The sequence below is a fragment of the Kitasatospora sp. NPDC091257 genome (assembly GCF_044757675.1).
In the GTDB taxonomy this organism is placed as follows: domain Bacteria; phylum Actinomycetota; class Actinomycetes; order Streptomycetales; family Streptomycetaceae; genus Kitasatospora; species Kitasatospora lactacystinica.
In genome coordinates this window covers 1-2,803 of sequence record NZ_JBIVVI010001172.1, presented here as the reverse complement: position 1 = coordinate 2,803, position 2,803 = coordinate 1, and the positions used below count along the sequence as shown (strand labels likewise).

Genomic DNA, 2,803 nt, shown 5'->3' with positions numbered 1-2,803 from the left:
GGAATTCCGCCATGAAGCGTTCCTTCTCGTCCTGGCGTTCGGTGCCGACTTCACCGGAGGGGAGGCAGGGGCCTGGCGCCGGGCGCCGACCAGGAGGTCCCGCAGGTGGCCGGCCAGCGCGTCGGGGGTCGGGTGGTCGAAGACCATCGTCGCGGGCAGCCGTACCCCGGCGACCGCGGACAGGCGGTTGCGCAGTTCCACTGCGGTGAGCGAATCGAAGCCCAGGTCCTTGAAGGCCCGCTCGGCGCTGACGGCCGCGGTGTCGGTGTGGCCGAGGACCGCGGCCGTCTGGCCGGTGACCAGTTCCAGGACGCGGCTGTGCTGCTCGGTCTCGGGCAGGGCCGCCAGTTCCCTGCCCAGGCCCGGCCGGTCCGTGCGCCGGGCGGGCCTGGTACGGGTGAGGCGGCCGAGCAGCGGGCGGGTGGACGCCGCCGACAGGTCGAGGTGTGCGGGGACCAGCGCGGGATCGGCGGCGCCCAGGGCCAGGTCGAACAGTGCCAGCGCCTGGTTCGTGGGCATCGGCAGCACGCCGGCGCGGGCGAGGCGCTTGCGGTCGGTGTCGGTGAGGTGTTCGGTCAGCCCGCTGGCCTCGGCCCATTGTCCCCAGGCCAGCGACACGCCTGGCAGGCCCAGGGCACGCCGGTGCACGGCGAGGGCGTCCAGGAAGGCGTTCGCGGCGGCATAGTTCGCCTGGCCCGGACCGCCCAGCACACCGGCGGCCGACGAGAAGAGCACGAACGCGCTCAGGCCGAGGTCTTTCGTCAGCTCGTGCAGGTGCCAGGCGGCGTCGGCCTTGGGCCGCAGTACCTGGTCGATCCGGCCGGGCGTGAGGGATTCGACGACGCCGTCGTCGAGCACACCGGCCGCGTGCACGACCGCGGTCAGCGGGTGCGCGGCCGGGATCGAGTCCAGTACGGCCGCCAGCGCGTCCCGGTCGGCCACGTCGCAGGCCACCACCTCGGCGTCGAAGTCCACCTCCGCCGCGGTCCTGCTGAGCAGGAGCAGGTGCCGGATGCCGTGCCGGTCGCGCAGGTGCCGGGCGACGAGGCGGCCCAGTGTTCCGGTGCCTCCGGTGATCAGCACGGTGCCGTTCGGGTCGAGCGGGCCGGGTGCCGGGGCCGCTTCGGCCCGTACCAGGCGGGCGGCGTGGGCGGCGCCGTCGCGGACGACGAGCTGCGGTTCGTCCCCCGCGACGAGGACGCGGTCGTCGGTGTCGACGAGCACGAACCGGTCGGGGTGTTCCGCCTGGGCCGCGCGGACCAGGCCCCAGACGACGCTGGACGGCAGGTCGACGGGGTCCGGCCCGACCGCCCCGCGGGTCACGACGGCCAGCCGGCCGTCCCCGTCGCGCAGGAAGTCCTGGAGCACGCCCAGCGTCTCGGCGGCGACGGTGTGCGCGGCCGCCACGGGGTCTCCCGCCGGGGGCGTGACGTGGTGGACGGCCGGGGGTTCGCCGGTGCTCTCGACGGGCACCCAGTCGAGGCGGAAGAGCTGGTCGGTCCCGGCGACCGGCATGCCCGGCGGCCGGTGGCGCACGGTCAGCGCGTCGATCACCGCCAGCGGCCCGGATTCGTCGGCGAGCGCGACCCGGAAGGTGTCGGGGCCGGTGGGTGTGAGGCGGACCCGGGCCGTGGAGCCGGCTTTCCGCATCGACACCCCGGCGAAGGAGAACGGCAGGCGGCCGGCCGCCAGCAGGGTCAGCGGCTGGAGCGCGGCGTCGAGCAGCGCGGGGTGGAGACCGAATCGGTCGCGGGTGTCGGCGGGCAGCGCCACCTCGGCATAGAGCTCGTCGCCCTGCCGCCGGATCTCGCGTACGCCCGCGAACACCGGCCCGTACTCGTAGCCCTGGGCGGCGAGGGTGTCGTAGAAGTCGGTCAGGTCGACGGGCTCACCGGCCGGCTGCCAGGGCTCGCCGGTGTCGTACGGGTGGGGGCGGCCGCCGGTCGCCAGCATGCCGGTGGCGTGCCGCAGCCAGGTGCCGCCCGTCCGGGAGTGCACGGTGACGGGGCGTCGGCCCGTCCCGTCCGGTGCGCCGACGACGACCTGGACCGGCACGGAACCGTCGTCCGGCAGGATCATGGGGGCTTCCAGCACCAGTTCGTCCAGGACGTCGCAGCCGGTCTGCCGTCCGGCGTGCAGGGCGAGTTCGACGAACACGGTGCCGGGCAGCAGCACGGAGCCCAGGACGACGTGGTCGGCCAGCCATGGGCGGGTAGCCGTCGAGAGCCGCCCCGTGAGCAGGACGCTCTGGTCCCCGGCCAGTTCGACGACGGCCCCGAGCAGCGGGTGCCCGGCCGAGTCCAGTCCCGCCGCCGACACGTCGCCCTTCGGGGCGGCGGGGTTCAACCAGTACGGCCGGTGCTGGAAGGCGTACGTCGGCAGCGGGACATGGTGGGGCTCACCGGGGAGGACCGGCGTCCAGTCGACGGCCACGCCTTGCGTGTGCAGGCGCGCCAGGGCGAGGTGGAATTCCTGCCTGCCGCTGCCGCGGCGCAGCGTGCCGGTCACAACGCCGTCCATCACCGGCACCAGTACGGGGTGCGGGCTGACCTCGACGAAGACGGTGTGGCCGTGGTCGAGCAGCAGCCGGGTGGTCAGGTCGAACAGGACGGGTTCGCGGAGGTTGCGGTACCAGTAGTCGGCGTCGAGGGCGGAGGTGTCGACCGGCTCGCCGGTGACCGTGGAGTAGAACGGGATCGCCGCCGGGCGGGGCGTGATGTCGGCGAGGTCGGTGAGCAGGTGCTCGCGGATCGCCTCGACCTGGACGGAGTGGGCGGCGTAGTCGACGGGCAGGCGGCGGGCG

1 protein-coding gene is annotated in these 2,803 nt (G+C 74.6%); it reads right to left on the bottom strand.

Going from position 1 to position 2,803, the window contains the following annotated elements:
• A partial coding sequence (locus ACIQOV_RS35900) for an SDR family NAD(P)-dependent oxidoreductase (RefSeq protein WP_401055013.1) occupies positions 1–2,803 on the bottom strand: 2,803 nt, incomplete at both ends.